Source organism: Enterococcus mundtii, from assembly GCF_003957375.1.
Taxonomy (GTDB): Bacteria; Bacillota; Bacilli; order Lactobacillales; family Enterococcaceae; genus Enterococcus_B; species Enterococcus_B spodopteracolus.
In genome coordinates, this window is the sequence record NZ_CP025473.1 from 801746 (window position 1) to 819546 (window position 17801).

16 protein-coding genes and 1 pseudogene are annotated in these 17801 nt (G+C 38.3%); 15 read left to right on the forward strand and 2 right to left on the reverse strand.

Translation table 11 applies throughout. The features are described from left to right. The first annotated feature begins 49 nt into the window (after window positions 1-49). From CYK55_RS04140 to CYK55_RS04155, 4 genes are all read left to right on the forward strand, one after another. Window positions 50-499, forward strand: coding sequence for an arginine repressor (locus tag CYK55_RS04140; RefSeq protein ID WP_010735995.1), 450 nt, complete (start codon window positions 50-52; stop codon window positions 497-499). Between the two features lie 17 nt (window positions 500-516). Next, on the forward strand, window positions 517-2196 hold the full coding sequence (recN, locus tag CYK55_RS04145; RefSeq protein WP_034689867.1) for a DNA repair protein RecN: 1680 nt from the start codon (window positions 517-519) through the stop codon (window positions 2194-2196). A 561-nt stretch (window positions 2197-2757) separates the two neighbouring features. Then, the gene (locus tag CYK55_RS04150) at window positions 2758-3033 is read left to right on the forward strand and encodes a hypothetical protein (RefSeq protein WP_034689865.1); all 276 of its coding nucleotides are present in this window, start codon (window positions 2758-2760) and stop codon (window positions 3031-3033) included. A gap of 106 nt (window positions 3034-3139) precedes the next feature. Continuing rightward, a complete protein-coding gene (locus CYK55_RS04155; RefSeq protein WP_126133983.1) occupies window positions 3140-4219 on the forward strand; it encodes a hypothetical protein in 1080 nt (359 codons plus the stop codon). Between the two features lie 257 nt (window positions 4220-4476). Here the strand turns inward: CYK55_RS04155 and CYK55_RS04160 are convergent, their stop codons facing one another. Then, on the reverse strand, window positions 4477-4593 hold the full coding sequence (locus tag CYK55_RS04160) for a DUF4044 domain-containing protein (RefSeq protein WP_010735989.1): 117 nt from the start codon (window positions 4591-4593) through the stop codon (window positions 4477-4479). A 71-nt stretch (window positions 4594-4664) separates the two neighbouring features. Beyond that, window positions 4665-5621, reverse strand: coding sequence for a magnesium transporter CorA family protein (locus CYK55_RS04165; RefSeq protein ID WP_010735988.1), 957 nt, complete (start codon window positions 5619-5621; stop codon window positions 4665-4667). A gap of 209 nt (window positions 5622-5830) precedes the next feature. Here CYK55_RS04165 and CYK55_RS04170 point away from each other — a divergent pair, with 209 nt between their 5' ends. The 11 genes and pseudogenes from CYK55_RS04170 to ftsZ all read left to right on the forward strand — a co-directional run bounded on the left by CYK55_RS04170 (window position 5831) and on the right by ftsZ (window position 17787). Then, window positions 5831-6199, forward strand: a complete 369-nt coding sequence (locus CYK55_RS04170) for a DUF3397 domain-containing protein (protein ID WP_010735987.1) — start codon at window positions 5831-5833, stop codon at window positions 6197-6199. A gap of 170 nt (window positions 6200-6369) precedes the next feature. Further along, window positions 6370-6801: a division/cell wall cluster transcriptional repressor MraZ gene (gene mraZ / locus CYK55_RS04175; RefSeq protein ID WP_034689889.1), complete on the forward strand. Its 432-nt coding sequence runs from the start codon at window positions 6370-6372 to the stop codon at window positions 6799-6801. A gap of 21 nt (window positions 6802-6822) precedes the next feature. Further along, window positions 6823-7782 (forward strand): 16S rRNA (cytosine(1402)-N(4))-methyltransferase RsmH, encoded by a 960-nt coding sequence (gene rsmH, locus CYK55_RS04180; RefSeq protein WP_126133984.1) that lies wholly within the window; start codon window positions 6823-6825, stop codon window positions 7780-7782. A 4-nt stretch (window positions 7783-7786) separates the two neighbouring features. Next, the gene (ftsL, locus tag CYK55_RS04185) at window positions 7787-8185 is read left to right on the forward strand and encodes a cell division protein FtsL (protein WP_010735984.1); all 399 of its coding nucleotides are present in this window, start codon (window positions 7787-7789) and stop codon (window positions 8183-8185) included. Next, entirely contained in the window at window positions 8186-10378 is a 2193-nt protein-coding gene (locus CYK55_RS04190; RefSeq protein ID WP_126133985.1) for a penicillin-binding transpeptidase domain-containing protein, read from the forward strand. Between the two features lie 16 nt (window positions 10379-10394). Next, window positions 10395-11355: pseudogene (gene mraY, locus CYK55_RS04195) on the forward strand (phospho-N-acetylmuramoyl-pentapeptide-transferase). A 12-nt stretch (window positions 11356-11367) separates the two neighbouring features. Continuing rightward, window positions 11368-12738 carry a UDP-N-acetylmuramoyl-L-alanine--D-glutamate ligase gene (gene murD, locus CYK55_RS04200; protein ID WP_126133986.1) on the forward strand — a complete coding sequence of 457 codons (1371 nt, stop codon included), beginning with the start codon at window positions 11368-11370 and terminating at the stop codon, window positions 12736-12738. Window positions 12739-12756: 18 nt separating this feature from the next. Further along, entirely contained in the window at window positions 12757-13845 is a 1089-nt protein-coding gene (gene murG, locus CYK55_RS04205) for an undecaprenyldiphospho-muramoylpentapeptide beta-N-acetylglucosaminyltransferase (protein ID WP_034689851.1), read from the forward strand. 14 nt (window positions 13846-13859) lie between these two features. Further along, on the forward strand, window positions 13860-15035 hold the full coding sequence (locus tag CYK55_RS04210; protein ID WP_034689849.1) for a cell division protein FtsQ/DivIB: 1176 nt from the start codon (window positions 13860-13862) through the stop codon (window positions 15033-15035). 154 nt (window positions 15036-15189) lie between these two features. Then, complete coding sequence (gene ftsA, locus CYK55_RS04215; protein WP_034689847.1) at window positions 15190-16518, forward strand: cell division protein FtsA; 1329 nt, start codon at window positions 15190-15192, stop codon at window positions 16516-16518. A gap of 21 nt (window positions 16519-16539) precedes the next feature. Next, entirely contained in the window at window positions 16540-17787 is a 1248-nt protein-coding gene (gene ftsZ / locus CYK55_RS04220) for a cell division protein FtsZ (RefSeq protein ID WP_010735977.1), read from the forward strand. Window positions 17788-17801: the final 14 nt, after the last annotated feature.

The window sequence follows — 17801 nt, forward strand, 5'->3', positions numbered from 1 at the left end:
AATAAGCTATCATTGAAAGAAGAAGGATTGGTGAAGGAGCGGATTGAGCATGAGAAAAAAAGATCGACATCGTTTGATTACTCGATTACTAAATGAACAAGATATACGTAAACAAGAAGAATTTGTTGAAATATTAAAAAATAAAGGGATTTCTGTTACACAAGCAACGATCTCAAGAGATATCAAAGAGCTTAAGTTGATCAAAGTTCCCGCAGTTGATGGTGGCTATCGTTATAGTCTGCCTGCTGAAACAAGTGAAGATGTGAGCACAAAGCTAGAAAAACTATTGAAAGACGCATTTGTAGCAGTTGACCAGATGGAAAAATTTGTTATTTTAAAGACTTTGCCAGGCAATGCTTCTGCAGCTGCAAATTTAATCGATAAACGTTACAAAAAAGAATTATTCTCGATCATCAACGATGATGACAATGTGTTGATGATCACACGATTGGAAGAAGATGCTGTTCAATTAAAGAAAGATTTTCTGCATTACCTTTAATCTAAGGAGTGATTGCAATGCTACAAGAAATCAGTATCACCAATTTTGCGATTATTCCTGAATTGCGTTTGTCGTTTCATGAGGGAATGACAGCATTAACAGGAGAAACCGGAGCCGGTAAGTCAATTATTATTGATGCTTTGGGCTTATTAGCAGGTGGTCGCGGATCAAGTGATTATATTCGTCAAGGTGCCGATAAATGTATTCTGGAAGGGTTGTTTGAATGGCCTAAACAAGAAGGTTTTGAAGCTTTGATGGAAGAGTTAGGGATTGAGTCCGATGGTTCAAATCTGATCGTCCGTCGAGATATGTCTTTAGCAGGTAAGAATGTTTGTCGAGTGAATGGACATATCGTGACATTAGCGAATTTGCGACGCGTAGGTAGTTATTTAGTGGATATCCAAGGTCAAAATGAACATCAGGAACTATTACAACCTGAATCACATCTTGTGTTACTTGATCGTTTTGGGGACTCGACATTCCAACAGAAAAAAAGAGCGTACCAAGAAGCCTATCAAGCGTATCGTGAACTTGAAAGAAAAGTGCGTAAAATCCAACAAAACGAAAAAAACTATGTCCAACGTATCGATATGTTGAATTTCCAACAAGAAGAAATCGCAGCTGCCCAATTAGAAGTTGGTGAAGAAGAAAAACTTCGAGAAGAGCGCGATAAATTAAGTAATTATCAAAAAATCGTTGATGGTTTAGCTACTGCTTATGGGGCGCTTAGTGAAGGCGAACAAAGCAGTCTTGATGGGGTGGGAACGGCTGTTTCCGAGATCCAAAGTATTGCCCATCTTGATTCAGAGTATGAAGCAATTTTTGATAATATCCAGAGTGCCTATTATTTATTGCAAGATGCAGTAGGGGACATGAGTAGACAAATCGATCTGCTTGAACTGGATGAGAATCGTTTGGAAGAAGTGACGCAACGCATGGAAACGATTCGTCAATTGAAGCGTAAATATGGCGATTCAGTTGAAGCTATATTAGCCTACTATGAAGAAATCACAGAAGAATTGGATTCATCTGATTTTACAGAAGGTCAACTTGATAAAATGAAGAATGAACTGACCCAAAAAGAAGAGTGGGCGTTTCAATGTGCAGAAGAACTCCATCAAGCAAGAAAAACGATCGCAAGTGACTTAGAACAGTCGATTATGCGTGAATTAAAGAGTCTTTATATGGAAAACACCGAATTTGAAGTTCGTTTTTCAACGCAAGCAAATGGACGCTTAGATGAGCAAGGTTTTGATATCGTTGAATTTTATATTACGACAAATCCAGGAGAACCATTGAAGCCTCTAGTCAAGGTAGCATCAGGTGGAGAATTGTCACGAGTATTACTTGCTCTGAAAACCATTTTTTCTTCTGGACAAGGTGTGACTAGTATCATTTTTGACGAAGTTGATACTGGTGTTAGTGGCAGAGTGGCACAAGCCATTGCGGATAAGATATTGAAAATATCCAAGTATTCCCAAGTACTTTGTATCACGCATCTCCCTCAAGTGGCTGCGGTAGCGGATTATCAATATTACATTGTAAAAGAAGTCGTCGGCGGAAGAACACAAACATCCGTCTCCGAATTAGCCGCAGCTGAAAGAGAAAATGAAATAGCACGAATGTTAGCGGGAAGTGAAATCACGCCTTTAACGATCGAACACGCCAAAGAGTTGTTACGTTTGGCGAAAAAATAAATAGAAAATAAAAATCACCCTTTGTCTAGATTGGCTAGGGTGATTTTATTTTGCTTTTTTAGGGAATAGGGGTAAAAAAACAGTTGAAATTTTTCCCAACAGAAAAAATAATTAGTTATTTTTATATTGTATTTTATTATACTTTTTTTATGATTTTGAGAGTAAGATTTTTAAATCCAAGAACTATCGATAGTTAGTCAATAGTTAATCCGATTACAAAGGCATATTTTTACTAATCATAAAAATTTTGGTCAATGATGAAAAGATAAATTCAGTACTAATGTTTTCCCATTTTTTGATTATGTTTGAAAAAAACACTACACATAAATTAGTTTGAACGTATGATTATTGAAAATAATTATTTTTTGAACACTAAGAATAGATACTTGAGGTTAGTAGGAAAATGATGTCATAAATAGTCTAAAGTATTTCTGTAGATAAACAAGGAAATTATAAAAATTTTTTGTAAATGGGTGATTTAGGAACGTACACTTTTAGAAGCTTTTCTAAGAAAAAGGAATGGAATAAAACAAATACATAAAAATGCGAGGAGTGTAAGATATGGCAGGAATTGATTTCAGAGAAACAGGTGGAAAGTTTATTAATCGAATGCATGACGCTAATAAGACAAATACTCAAGAAGTTCTGAATAGATTAGCTATTCGCATAGGGAATGAATCACTAAATGTGAGAGCCAACCCAATTATTACTTATCTTTATTATCCGAAAGATATTCTTAAAAATACAACACTACAGCCGATTAATCAAAGGAATGATCGAGTTGTAGGAAATGCATGCACCTCATTTGGAGAAAGAAATCAAGAAAGTCCTTCGTAGATTTAAATACTACAGCAAATGCAACTCAAAGCTATCGTAATGTATTACAGAGAATTCCCCAAGCAGTATAGATCAAAACTTTCTAGCTTCAAATGGGCTAGCGAATGTGACAGGTACGGTTCCTAAACAATTTAGTAGTGAGTATGTTCCTAAAAAATTGAAATTTAAACGTAAAGAATCTAGTGAATATAAGGGCCATACATCTTGCAATACAAATGATGGATTGCAACAATCTCTAAACGGAAGTAGGCAAATTCATCCAAGATATCATCGTAGGCTCTCCAAGGAAGCTTCCTTTTTAATCAAGAAAGACACAAGTGCGTTACATGATCAGGTAGTAAAGAGTACGAATAGTACTCAAAAAGATGAAATCCCTCAGTCTGAAGTAAGATCATCCAGTCAGGAACAGACATTCCAAACAATAGAAAAACAAAATTCAGTTTTTGACTGGAGAAAAAAAGATAAACTAGCAAAGAATGTAGAAAAAAATCATCAATCTAAGGAGGCTTCATATTTAATTAAGAAAGATACAAGTGAATTACATGATCAGGAAGTAAAAAGTCTGAATACTATTCAAAAAGATGAGACTTCTTTTGCTTATGCAATCCCTAAGTTTGAAGCAAGACCATCCAAGCGAAATCAGGGAACAGACTCACGTAATCGAACAACCAATATGGAAAATGAGGAAATTTTAAAGGGATTTTTGGATGGATTACAGAAAGCCTCTTCATCCCAAACAAAAGATAATCCGAATTCAGAGGTCAGTTTTACAACTCATGGAGGAAAAGAAATTGACACAGTTAAACTGCGCAATCCCAATGATAATCCTGTATTTGAAGCAAAAAATGTAAGAGGTGAAAACGAAGAAAGCTTAACACACGGTGTAGTAGAAAGTCTAATTAAGTTCGGAGAGCAAACATACCCCTATCGTTTTAAGGCTGAAATATATCAACAGGCGATTCCTACTCAACCGTCTCACAGTAAATCACAGAATCTGTATAACAGCTTGGCGAATCAAAAAACTATTGATTTAAAAGATACGTCGACAGGTGAATATATTTTAAAAATGATAGAATCATCGGATGGACAGAATTTTCCCGCAGAATTGAAGGATTTTTTGAAAGATTTACAGCAAGTTCCTTCATCCCAGACGAAAGACATTCCAAATTTAGAGTTTAGATTGTGAGAAGAACAAGCGAATCAGTCCAAACAGTCAGTAGCCAGAGTTCAAAATGAAAATAAGAAAAGTTTTTCGATGCTAACAAGTGATGCGAGAGTAAAAGCCAACATAAAAATATATCGAATCAAGTAAGACAGCAACCAAGAACAAACAAAAAAGAGGTTAGTTTAAGTATGTAGTAACCAATGTGACAGACTCTTGATGATAATAATTAATAACAGGAAATGGAGGTTACGCCAAATTTGGCGCAACCTCCATTATTTTTACATGACACTGATTACAGCAGTTAGAACGACTGAGCCGATTGTCAAAATCAACATTGTCCAAATCACTAATTTTGTGACTTTCGCAAAAGTGCTTGTTTGTTTTTTTTCTCGCATCGTGATTACCTCGATTTATTATTGTTAAGTTGATTTTACATGCTTTTCATTGATTCTACAAGAGGGCATCTCTATAAAAACTTACCTTTTTTCAAATAATAAGTGGTCAGAAGTGAAATGATCACGGTCAATAGTATCAACCAAAGAAAAGCATCATCCCTTTCGGCAATTGGTAGTTTAATATTCATACCGTATATACTTCCAATGATTGTTGGAATCGTTAAGATAATCGTTAAAGAAGTTAAAATTTTCATAATATTATTTAAGTTGTTTGAAATGATGGCAGAGAATGTTTGGTTCATCTGTTCGACAAGCTTTAAGCGGATACGAGCGGTGGTCTTTGCTTGTTCTGTTTCGATAATCACGTCTCTGAGGTGATTCATCATCGCGTGATTATTTTTTACCGATTGGTTCTCGGCTAGTTGTTGTAACGCTTCAAGATTCGAGGCAGTCGCTTCTTTGAAATAAACTAAGCTTTTTTGGATATCCATGATTTGATACAATTGCTTATTTTCAGTTGAGACTTTTAGTTGTGTCTCCAACAGATCACATTGGGCAAGTAAGGTAGAAAGATAAGTGTTATAGGACTGAGTGATCTGCCAAAGTAACTGCATAAAAATATTTAGAGTGGTCGAAAGATCGTTTCTTTGAAACGTTTGATGAAAGACTTTTTTCAAAAAAAGTGGTTCGTGATTCGTAATTGTGATAAGCTTCTTTTTGGGCGTGAGAATAATCGAAAACGGATAAGTATCTACTTGGAAATATCCGCTAGGACTTGTTTTTGGAAAAGGATATTGTAATAATACCAATGCTGGTTTTGTCAGCTTTTCTTGATTAAATTCTTCTACCCGGGAGTTTTCTGCATCGTCTAAGACAGACGTGAGGTAATCTTTAGGTATTTGGAACTGTTTGATCAATTGATTGATTTCTTCTTCTGTGGGTCGCTCGACACAATACCAAATGGTTTCAGCCGTTTCTTCCATTGAATCAACCAATTTCTGGTCTTCAAGTGTAAAATACTTTATCATTGGGAACCTCCTCAATACTTCTTTCTTCTATTATAACCAATTCTTGAAAAGAACACATTGAAAGAGACTACCCACTGATCATCAATCTTGATTTGTCAAAAAACGGCTGCAACAACATAATAAAACAGTATAAATTTAAACTAAATGAAATCGTTGTGTAAACTAAATTACGTATACTGAACGCAACGATAAAAAAGGAGATTTGTCGAATGGGCAGTTTTTCACCACTTGTATTGTTTTGGTACATCTTTCCGGCAATCGTGATTTTTGGTTGTCAATTTCTAGTAAAAATATTTGCATTGACTCGGCGTTTCAAAGTCAAAGCACCTGATTTAGCCGTTCCTTTTTTGTGGGGAGGCATCCATGCATTGTCTCGTAATACCGATACGTCTTCATTTTTGCCCTTTTTATTGATCACCATCCTTTTAATGGCAATCTGTATCGCGTTATTCCAAGCTTATTATTATGACGAACTTGTGTATTCACGTTATTTCAAAATGACTTGGCGTCTTACTTTTTTGGTAACCTTAGTCATGTATATCGTTTTGATCGTCCTAAACATCCTTTCGTTTCTCTAGTATGGCGCAATCAGGCTGTTAAAAGACTTTAAAAAATCTTTTATCAGCTTGATTGTTAAAATTTTTTTTACTAATCAAAAAGTTATTCTCAGATTTCCCATAAAAGGTGGTAGAAAGTGGGGGATTGTGGTAGACTGATTTTAGTTAGTGGAGGATTGGGGGTAGTTTCGATGTTAATGGGCGAATTTCGGCATAATATTGATGCAAAAGGTCGCTTGATCGTGCCTTCAAAACTGCGTGAAGAACTAGGCGAACAATTCGTGTTGACTCGTGGATTAGATGGTTGTCTTTTTGGCTATCCGATGAGCGAATGGAACGCATTAGAGTCGAAACTCAATGATATGCCTCTAGCAAAGAAAGATGCTAGAACCTTTGTCCGTTTTTTCTACTCAGCAGCTACAGAATGTGAGTTGGACAAGCAAGGACGTATCAATATCCCTAATACATTAAGAAACTACGCAACTATAACGAAAGAGTGTGTCATTGTTGGAGTGTCAAACCGGATCGAAATTTGGGATGAAGCCAAATGGCAAGAATTTTCAGAAGCTGCGGAAGAAAACTTTAATGAAATCGCTGAAAATATGATTGATTTCGGATTATAAGAAATAGGAAGAGGCTGACCAATGACTGAAACATTTCAACACTATACAGTCATGTTAAAAGAAACGGTAGATGGACTTGCAATCAAACCGAACGGAATTTATGTGGACTGTACACTCGGCGGAGCCGGACATAGCGAATACTTATTAAGCCAATTGAATACAGAGGGTCATCTTTATGCATTTGATCAAGATCAGATCGCAATCGATCACGCAAAAATCCGTTTGGCTGAGTATGTCGAAAAAGGTATGGTCACTTTTATCAAAGCAAATTTCCGTGAGCTTGAAGAGCGCTTGACTGAATACGTATCTAAGGTCGATGGGATACTTTACGACTTAGGCGTATCTTCGCCACAGTTAGACGAAGCAGAACGTGGATTCAGTTATCATCAAGATGCGCCTTTGGATATGCGAATGGATCAATCGGCACCTTTGTCAGCATATCATGTGATCAACGAATATCCTTACAACGAATTAGTAAAGATCTTCTTTCGTTATGGAGAAGAAAAATTTTCAAAACAAATTGCCAGAGAAATTGAACGGGTGAGAAAAGATCATCCGATTGAAACAACCGGGGAATTAGTAGAAATCATCAAACAGGTGATTCCTGCCCCAGCAAGACGAAAAGGCGGTCATCCTGCAAAACGCATTTTTCAAGCTGTGCGAATTGCAGTCAATGATGAGCTAGGTGCGGAGCAAGCCTCCTTAGAGCAAGCAATCCGCTTATTGAAGGTCGGTGGCCGGCTCAGTGTGATCACTTTCCACTCATTAGAAGATCGGATCGTCAAAAACATGTTCAAAGAATATAGTACGATCAAAGATTTACCACCAGGGTTGCCGGTCGTACCTGATGAGTTTCAACCTGAATTAAAAGTGATAACGAGAAAACCGATGTTACCATCTGAAGAAGAAGTGGCAGAAAACAATCGTTCTCGTAGTGCAAAATTGCGTATCGCTGAAAAAATACGAGAGAAAGAGGAGTAGAAGAATGGCAGAACTAAAGAAAGTCCAACAATATCCATATGATTTACAAGAAATTGAACTACCAGAGCAACCTCTGCCAGATTCACCCTCAGAGAAAGAAATCGTTCTTCCTCAATCTCCAGCAAAACGTTTGAAGCAAATCTCTATTTTCGAAAAGCTTGCCGTAGTGTGTATTGCTTTTTCTGTCATCGCACTTTGCGTATTAACAGTGATGTTACGAACCAATATTAGTGGTATGGAAAAGCAAATCGGGGCGCTACAGGTTGAATATAATGAAAAAAATCAAGAAAAAATCAGTTTGGAGCAAGAGAAAAGTGAACTTTCTCGTACCGAGCGTGTTAAAAAAATCGCAGAAGAAAAAGGGTTGTCAATCAATGACGACAATTTAAGGAAAGTGAAGTAAATGAGTCTTAAAAATAAATTCCGGCGGTTTATGGAAAAGAAAAATCTAAATCCGATGAACAATCGCAAAAAAGTAGGTATCATTTTATTTGCTACGAGTATTGGATTGTTCTTTTTATTTGCCGTTCGTTTTGCATACATCGTGATCGGTGGACATGTGGCTGGCACATCACTAGAAGAAAAAACGAACCAGCTTTATCAAGGTAGTGAAGAGGTCAAGGCAAAACGAGGCACGGTCTTTGACCGTAATGGGGTGGCACTAGCAGAAGATGCCACGTCTTACTCGATCAAAGCAATTCTTTCCGAAACATACACGACTGGAAACAAAAAATTATATGCACAAGAAAAAGATTTCGATACACTTGCGGATATTATCAGCAAAAACCTTTCAATGGAAAAAAGTAAAGCCTTGAAGGTACTACGCGATGGAGCCGAACAAAATCTCTACCAAGTAGAATTTGGGAATTATGGACGTAATATCACCCAAGAGACGAAACAAAACATCGAAGCAGAGATGAAAGCGGCTGATGTTAATGGGCTTTATTTCGATAATCATCCTGCACGTATGTATCCTAGTGGGATATTTTCTTCCCATTTTATTGGCTATGCGGTACCGGATGAAGAAGAAAATGGTCTGGTTGGCCGACTTGGGATCGAATCTGCTTATAATGATATTTTGAGTGGACAAAACGGAAAGATCTACTATCAAAAAGATAATTTCCAAAATCCATTACCAGGTACTGTAGCAGAAGAAGAAAAGGCAACAGACGGTAAAGATGTGTATACGACTCTTGATAGTCGTCTGCAGAGTTACTTAGAAACATTGATGGATCAAGTCAATGAAGAATATCAACCTGAAGAATTGACTGCGATATTGATGGAAGCTAAAACTGGTGAGATCACTGCGATGAGCCAACGCCCGACGTTCAATCCTGAGACGATGGAAGGGTTGACTGGTGAAGATGCTGTGTGGCGTAACATCCTTGTACAAGATTCTTATGAACCAGGTTCAACAATGAAAATCTTCACGACAGCAGCAGCGATCGAAGAAGGTAAATTCGATGAAAATGAGACTTTCCTATCTGGACAGATCAAAGTAGCTGATGCCACGATCAATGACCATGACTTTGGTAAAAAAGGAATGCTGACCATGCGTCAAGCTCTTTCATGGTCTAGTAACGTGGGTATGGTAATGCTGGAACAGCGTTTAGGTGGCAAGTGGTTTAACTATTTGCAAAAACTAGGATTTGGGCAAAGTACCCACTCTGGTTTAGATGATGAAGTTGCGGGTGCTTTACCAACTGCTAATATCGTTGACCAAGCGATGAGTGCGTATGGTCAAGCGATTGGTGTCACGAATTTCCAAATGATGAAAGCTTTCAGTGCGATCGCCAACAACGGCACTATGATCCAACCACGTTACATTAGTAAGATCGTTGATCCAAATACTGGAGAAGAAGTCTCTACTGAAACGGAAGTGTTAGGACAGCCATTTTCGAAAGAAACGACAGAAAAAGTTCGTGAGTATATGCGAGATGTCATAGAAGATGAAAATTACGGTAGTGCTTACGGAGTATATAATGTTCCGGGATACAATATTGCAGCTAAAACAGGAACAGCCCAGATTGCTTCTGATACAGGAGGTTATCTAACAGGTGATACCGCGTATCTGTATTCGATCGTCGAAATGGTACCAGCTGAGGATCCCGAATATGTCCTTTATCTGACAATGAAACATCCTAAGACATATGACCGCACGGCTTTAGCAAAAATTGCGAACCCCTTACTGAAACGAGCAATGGATTTCAAAGAAGCTGAAACAGCTACGCCAGAAGAGAAAAAGACGGAAAATATCACTGTTTCTGACTATCGTAATTTAAATCCTGATATTGCCGCTGCTGATGCACAAAAGAGCGGTTTGCAACCAGTAGTCATTGGCGATGGAAATAAGGTAGAAGCGCAATCCACAGCAAATGGGGATGAGCTGATATCGGGAGAAAAATTGATTCTATATAGTGGTGGTACTGCATTGATGCCTGATGTGACAGGTTGGTCAAAGGCGGATATCATGAAATTAGGAAAAATACTTGGTGTCGAAGTGACATTCCACGGTGATGGTTACTGTACAGAACAAAGCCTCGCACCTTATGAAAAAATATCTGACGAAACATTAAGTTTCCATCTAAAAGAATAATAGGAGAGAAGAGAGCATGGATTTGACACAAACATTAATTCCCATTGCGAGTAGTTGTGCAATGACGATTGCAACAATGCCGTTATTTATTGGTTATTTTCAAATGAAAAAACAAGGCCAAGCCATTCGTGAGGAAGGACCTAAATGGCATAATGTAAAAGCCGGAACTCCAACGATGGGGGATTGGTGTTTTTAATCAGTGCGCTCTTGACTGGTATCTGGGTAGGCGCTTGGCAACAACAGTTAACGCCTACTCTTTTCATCCTACTTTTTGTACTTGCCCTATATGGAGCAATTGGTTTTTTGGATGATTTCATCAAAATCTTCAAGAAAAGAAATATGGGATTGAACTCAAAGCAAAAATTGATTGGCCAAATTGTTGGGGGAATCATCTTTTATCTCGTTTATCGTGGTGAAGGATACCCTGGAACACTGAATTTTTTTGGAATTGCTCTTCCATTAAGTTGGTTGTACGGATTATTCGCGATTTTCTGGTTAGTTGGCTTTTCCAATGCTGTTAACTTAACAGATGGTATTGATGGCTTAGTAGCTGGATTAGGAAGTATTTCTTTTCTGACCTACGCAGTTATCGCTTGGCACCAACAGCAGTATGATGTCTTAATTATCTGCTTGAGTGTTTTAGGTGGTTTACTAGGATTTTTCGTCTATAATCGCAAGCCTGCCAAAATATTCATGGGGATGTCGGTTCCTTAGCATTAGGAGGATTGTTAGCAGCAATCTCGATCATGCTCAATCAGGAATGGACATTACTATTGATCGGTCTGATGTATGTCATCGAAACAGCTAGCGTGATGTTACAAGTATCTTCTTTCAAATTGACTGGTAAAAGAATCTTTAAAATGTCACCGATCCATCATCATTTCGAGATGAGTGGTTGGTCTGAATGGAAGATAGATACTGTCTTTTGGATAACAAGTGTAATTACTTCATTGATCACATTGTGGATCGTATGGTAGGAGATGACGAGAATGAAAAAAATAACAACTTATGAAAATAAAAAAGTCCTTGTATTAGGATTAGCAAAAAGTGGATTTAGTGCGGCCAAGTTATTACATGAACTGGGCGCACTTGTCACCGTTAATGACGGAAAACCGTTTGATGAAAATCCTGAAGCCCAAGAATTGCTTTCTTTAGGGATCAAAGTAGTGACTGGTAGTCACCCAATTGAATTATTAGATGAAAAATTTTTAATACTGGTCAAAAATCCAGGTATTCCTTATACACATCCATTAGTTGCAAAAGCTCAAGAAATGGGTATTCCGGTAATTACGGAAGTTGAACTGGCTTACGAAGTAGCGGAATGCCCAATTATCGGCATAACAGGCACCAACGGAAAAACGACGACAACAACAATGACTGGGTTATTGTTGAATGCGGGGAAATCAGCAGGTATCACTCGTTTAGCTGGTAATATTGGCTTTCCTGCAAGTAGTGTGGCACAAGAAGCTAATCCGGAAGACAAGATTGTTATGGAACTTTCAAGTTTTCAATTGATGGGAATTACTGATCTTCGTCCCCATATTGCAGTGATCACGAATATCTATGAAGCACACATCGACTATCATGGCTCTCGCCCAGCCTATGTCAAAGCTAAATGGCATTTGCAAAAAAACATGACGTCAGAGGATTATCTTGTACTGAATTGGAATCAGAAAGAATTACAGGAACTAAGTAAAAAAACAAAAGCGAAAGTGTTACCTTTTGCGACAGATCAAGTCTTAGCGACAGGTGCTTATTCTTTTGAGGGAGTTATTTATTACGACAAAGAAAAAGTCATGGAGATCTCAGAAATAGGTGTTCCAGGGGCGCACAATGTTGAAAATGCGTTAGCAGCTATTACTGTTGCAAAACAATATAATGTCTCAAATGAAGAAATAAAAGAAACATTGAGTCATTTTCATGGCGTACCACATCGTACACAATATGTTGGAGAGGTGCAAGGACGTAAATTTTACAATGATTCGAAAGCCACAAATATCTTAGCAACCAAGATGGCATTAAGCGGATTTCAACCAGAAAAATTGATTTTGATCGCCGGTGGACTTGATCGGGGCAATAGCTTTAATGAACTCATTCCATCACTTGAAGGAGTGAAGGGATTGATCACTTTTGGTGAAACTAAAGAGAAATTAAAGGATGCTGGTGAAAAAGCGGGCATACCAACGATCTGCACAGCAGAGTCTGTGGAAGCTGCGGTTCCTGTAGCTTTAGAAAATAGCGAACCAGGAGATGTGGTTTTATTATCACCAGCCAATGCAAGTTGGGATCAATATCCTAATTTTGAGATCCGTGGTGATCGCTTTATGGAAGCCGTTAGAAAATTAAAAATAGAAAAGTAGAAACGAGCGATAATAACTATGAAAATTTTGGTAACAGGTGGAGGAACCGGTGGACATATCTATCCCGCGCTAGCCTTCGTCAATTATGTGAAAACACAAGAGCCGAACGCCGAGTTTATGTATGTAGGTGCAAAACGTGGTTTGGAAAACAAAATCGTTCCAACCACTGGGATTCCTTTTCATACCTTAGAGATCCAAGGATTTCAGCGAAAGTTTTCACTAGCTAATGTCAAAACGATCCAATTATTCTTAAAAAGTATCCATCAAGCGAAAAAAATACTAAAAGAATTTCAACCAGATATCGTGATCGGAACCGGTGGTTATGTTTCTGGGGCAGTTGTGTATGCTTCTGCTAAGTTAGGGATTCCGACAATCATCCATGAACAAAATAGTGTACCGGGGATGACAAATAAATTTTTGAGTCGTTATGTGAATCGAATCGCGCTTTCTTTTAAAGATGCAGCAACCTTTTTCCCAGAGGACAAATCAGTTTTGATCGGTAACCCGCGAGCACAAGAAGTTGCAGATACGATGAAAACAGATATTCTAAAAAAATTTGATCTCGATCCTAAGAAGAAAACAGTCTTGATTTTTGGAGGAAGCCAAGGGGCATTAAAAATCAATCAAGCTGTTACTTCTTATTTGGATACATTTGAAGCGACGGATTATCAGATCCTTTATGCATCAGGAGAACGTTATTATCAAAGTATTAAGGAAAAGTTAGGAGAAACAAAAGCAAATATCAGTATTCAACCTTACATCAATGAAATGGCAGCGGTGATGGCGGCAAGTGATCTATTGGTCGGACGAGCAGGGGCGACCTCCATTGCTGAGTTGACCGCACTTGGGTTACCTGCGATCCTTATCCCAAGTCCTTATGTGACAAACGATCATCAGACAAAAAACGCGATGAGTCTCGTTCGAGTTGGGGCGGCTAAGATGATTGCGGATGGAGAGTTGGATGGTGATTCCTTGGGTGCCACGATAAATGAGATCATGACAGATGAAACACTACAACAAAATATGTCAACTGCCTCTAAAACATTAGGTATCCCGGATGCGTCTGAGCGTTTGTATCAACTAGCAAAATCGTTAATCATAGAATAAGGTGGTGGTCATAGATGAGTAAGAAAAAAGAAACAAAAAAAACGCCTGAGAAGTCAAACGATGAAAACTCGCTGACGCCTTGGCAAATGGCCAACCGAAAATACTTAGAAGAACATAAAGAACACACAGATCATCAGACAGGAACAAGTGAAAAAAGCGAGCATAAAGAAGAACAAAAAGAACCTACACCTCCTAAAAAAGAAGAACTACTTGTTGAAGAAGATGATTTATTAGACTATGAAGAAATCGAACATAAGAAAGACGGGGGACCGTATAATGGTTCGTTTATTGATCGCTTGCCTAATTTAAAAAATTATCGAAACAAAGTTTTATACAAAAGGCTGAGTTTAATCATTTCCATTCTTTTGATTCCTTTGTTATTTTTGATTTATTATGTTTCCCCGTTGAGCAAATTAGAGGGCGTTTCTGTTTCCGGAAATGAAGTTGTTTCGAAAGAAGAAATATTGAAGGATACGCAATTAGCATTGAATCAGCATATTTGGGGACAGTATTGGCAGCGCCAAAGTTACATCGATCATTTGAAAAAAGAGCAGCCTCGAATAAAATCTGCTACGATCGGTTTTAGTAGTGTCAATACATTTGATCTGTCTGTCACTGAATATAAAGAGATTGCTTTGATTTTAACGGACGGAAAATATAGTCCTGTGATCGAAGATGGAACAGTGTTGGATGAGATAGTTGAAAGTCCAACAAAAAATCTTCCGATCCTAGAAGGATTTACTGACTCAACAAAAATCAAAGATTTAGCAAAAGAATATAATAAACTATCGCCAGAGTTACAAAAAGCCATTTCGGAAATCAAATATACGCCACGTAATACGAATCAGAATTTGATCCAGCTGAATATGAACGATGGGAACCAAGTGATCGTCAATATTACTAACTTAGCAACGCAAATGAATTTTTATGCGCAAGTAGCTAGCGAAATGGAAGAAAATGGTGTCATCGACATGGAAGTAGGGATTTTTTCTTACCCTTACTCAAATAATAGCGAAGAAGCGCAAGAAGAAGGATCAGAAGAAAGTACAGAGGCAAGTGCGCAAAGTACGGATCAAACTTCTACTTCAGAAACGGGCGTTGATGAGCCTCAAATAAGTGAGAATCAAGGCGAAATGAATCCAACAAATGAAAATACGACCCCATCTTCGTCAAGTTTAGATGAAAATTAAGAAAACCACTGTAAAATGTGATAATCTACTTTCTAAAAACTGGTAATTTATGGTAAAATTGGAAACAGTGAATATATCTATTAAGTATATTTTTAAAACGGACGTTATTGGTTCGCATGTATATGGAATAGTTAAGTAGGAGGGAATCCCATTCATGGCAAAAACAGGAATGTACGTAGGCCTTGATATTGGAACGACATCTGTCAAAGTTGTCGTGGCTGAATATATCGACAGCCAAATGAATATTATTGGAGTAGGGAACGCAAAATCAGAAGGGATTAACCGAGGCATCATCGTTGATATCGATAAAACAGTACAAGCGATACAGCGAGCAGTGCGTCAGGCAGAAGAAAAAGCCGGCATTCAAATCAAAAGTGTAAGCGTGGGTCTACCAGCAAACATGCTTGAAGTAGAAAACTGCCAAGGGATGATTGCAGTAAACGGAGATTCAAAAGAAATCACCGATGAAGATGTCCGCAATGTGGCTTCAGCTGCACTGGTTCGTTCAATACCTCCTGAACGTCAAATCGTGTCAATTTTACCACAGGACTTTACGGTAGATGGATTCGAAGGCATCAAAGATCCTCGTGGGATGATCGGTGTCAGATTAGAAATGTATGGTCTATTATTTACTGGACCAAAAACAATCATTCATAACATTCGTAAATGTGTTGAAAATGCGGGATTGATCGTCAATGAATTAGTGATCACACCTTTAGCGTTGACTGAATCAATTCTTTCGGATGGAGAAAAAGATTTTGGTACAATCGTTATCGATATGGGTGGCGGACAAACAACAACAGCTGTCATGCATGACAAACAGTTGAAATTCACGAGCCTAGATCAAGAAGGTGGCGAATTTGTCACAAAAGATATCTCCATTGTTTTAAATACTTCCTTCAACAATGCAGAAGCATTAAAAATAAATTACGGGGATGCATATCCAGAACGTACCTCAGAGCAAGAAGTATTTCCGGTAGATGTGATTGGCCAAACAGAACCTGTTCGAGTCGATGAACATTACCTATCAGAAGTAATCTCTGCTCGGATGGAACAAATCTTCAATAAAGCAAAAGAAGCGTTAGATCAAATCGAAGCGTTAGAGCTGCCTGGCGGTATTGTCTTAACTGGTGGGGCAGCAAGCCTTCCAGGTGTCGTTGATTTGGCACAGGAAATATTTGGCGTAAATGTGAAGCTTTATGTACCAAATCAAATGGGTCTAAGAAATCCAGTATTTACAAACGTGATCAGTATCGTTGATTACTCTGCGAATTTAAGTGAAGTATACCAATTAGCTAAAATCGCTGTTATGGGGGAATCAGCACCTGTTCATTATACAACCAATGAGCCGGAAGCTCACACATCTTATGAACAATACGATGTGGCAGAAGAAACAACGTATAACGAAGAACCAGAAGAAAAAAATTCTGGCGAAAACGTAACAAGTAAAATCAAAGGATTTTTTACCAATATATTTGATTAATCATCGTGGGAGGAAAAAAACATGGAATTCTCAATTGATAATAACATCAATGACGGCGCAGTCATCAAAGTAATCGGCGTCGGTGGCGGAGGCGGAAACGCTGTAAACCGTATGATTGAAGAAAACGTTAAAGGTGTTGAATTTATCACTGCCAACACAGACGTCCAAGCATTAAAAAATTCAAAAGCTGAAACAGTGATCCAATTAGGACCTAAATACACACGTGGTTTAGGTGCAGGTTCACAACCAGAAGTTGGCCAAAAAGCAGCTGAAGAGAGTGAACAATCTCTACGTGAAGCATTAGAAGGCGCAGACATGATCTTCATCACTGCTGGTATGGGTGGTGGAACTGGTACTGGTGCTGCACCGATCGTTGCTGGAATTGCTAGAGAATTGGGTGCATTGACAGTAGGTGTTGTCACTCGTCCATTTACATTTGAAGGACCAAAACGTGGCCGTTTTGCTGCGGAAGGTATCGCACGTTTGAAAGAAAACGTAGATACATTATTGATCATCTCAAACAACCGACTTCTTGAAGTCGTTGATAAAAAGACACCAATGCTTGAAGCATTCCGCGAGGCAGATAATGTCTTACGCCAAGGTGTGCAAGGTATCTCTGATTTAATCACTGCACCAGGTTACGTAAACTTGGATTTTGCTGATGTGAAAACAGTGATGGCAAACCAAGGTACTGCTTTGATGGGTATCGGAGTAGCAAGTGGTGAAGAACGTGTGATTGAAGCAACGAAGAAAGCAATCTCTTCTCCATTATTAGAAACATCGATCGATGGGGCAGAACAAGTCCTATTGAACATCACTGGTGGCTTGGATATGACGTTATTCGAAGCACAAGATGCTTCAGATATCGTAGCAAATGCAGCAACTGGCGATGTAAATATCATCTTAGGGACATCGATCAATGAAGAAATGGGCGATGAAATCCGTGTAACGGTCATTGCTACAGGTATTGATGAAACAAAAAAGGAACGGAAGTCTAGTCGTCCAGCTAGACAAACGTCAACTCAAACGCAATCTTCTGCTCAAAGCAATCGATTAGACATGGACCAAGCAAAACCAATTACTGCTGAGGATGAAAGCAGTTTTGGTGATTGGGACATCCGCCGCGAACAAAATGTTCGTCCAAAAGTGGATGAGTCTAATTACGAAACTATTGAGAAAAAAGAATTTGATACATTCAATCGTGAAGAAACAAAAACAAAAGGTGACGACGAATTGAATACACCGCCGTTTTTCCGTCGTAAAAAATAAAAGGAGGAAGAGCA